Source organism: Bradyrhizobium altum (genome assembly GCF_020889705.1).
Classification (GTDB): Bacteria; Pseudomonadota; Alphaproteobacteria; order Rhizobiales; family Xanthobacteraceae; genus Bradyrhizobium; species Bradyrhizobium altum.
Window position 1 is genome coordinate 1 of the sequence record NZ_JACMYP010000583.1, and the last position, 883, is coordinate 883.

Below are 883 nucleotides of genomic sequence, written 5' to 3' on the forward strand. Positions count from 1 at the left end.
CGCGACGCCGGCGCGATCGACGCGCCGCGCCGGCTCGCGCGGGAAATTTTCCGAAGCCGTGTCCGGCGTCATGACTTCACGAGGCCGACGGACTTCAGCACATCGGTGACACGCGTGATCTCCTTCTTCAGGAAATCGGCGAACGCATCGCCGCCGAGATAGGCGTCATCCCAGCCCTTCTGCTTCAGGATGTCCTTCCAGGCGTCGGATTTCGCCATCTTCTCGACGGCGTCGCTCAGCACCTTGCGCTGCTCCGGCGTGATGCCGGGCGGTGCGACCACCGAGCGCCAATTGGCCAGCACCAGCTCGATCCCCTGCTCCTTGAAGGTCGGGATGTCGACACCGGGCAGACGCTGCGCCGAGGTCACGCCGAGCGCGCGCAGCTTGCCGGCCTTGATCTGGCCTTCGTACTCGCTTAGGCCCGAAATGCCGGCCGTGACCTTGCCGCCGAGAATGGCGGCGAGCGACTCGCCGCCGCCCGAGAACGGAATGTAATTGATCTTCTTCGCGTCGGCCCCGACCGTGCCCGCGAACAGCGCCGCCATCACGTGGTCGACGCCGCCGGCCGAGCCGCCGGCAAAGGTCACCTTGGCGATATCGGCCTTGAGCGCGGCGGCAAGGTCTTGCGCCGTCTTGATCGGCGAACTCGCCGGCACCACGATAACCTGGGTCTCCTCGGTCAGGCGCGCGATCGGCGTCACCTGATCGAGCGTCACCGGCGACTTGTTCATGGCGAGCGCGCCAACCATGACGAAGCCGTTCACCATCATCTGGTTGCCGTCGCCCTTGGCGCCGTTGACGAACTGCGCGATGCCGACGCTGCCGCCGGCGCCGGGTACGTTGGTGACCTGGACGCTGCGCGCGACACCGGCGGCGACCAGCG

Annotated in this window: 1 protein-coding gene; it reads right to left on the minus strand. The window is 67.4% G+C overall.

Translation table 11 applies throughout. From position 1 onward, the window contains the following. Positions 1 to 68: 68 nt before the first annotated feature. The coding region (locus H8B02_RS47520; protein WP_229172552.1) for a Bug family tripartite tricarboxylate transporter substrate binding protein at positions 69 to 883 on the minus strand (815 nt) is incomplete at its 5' end.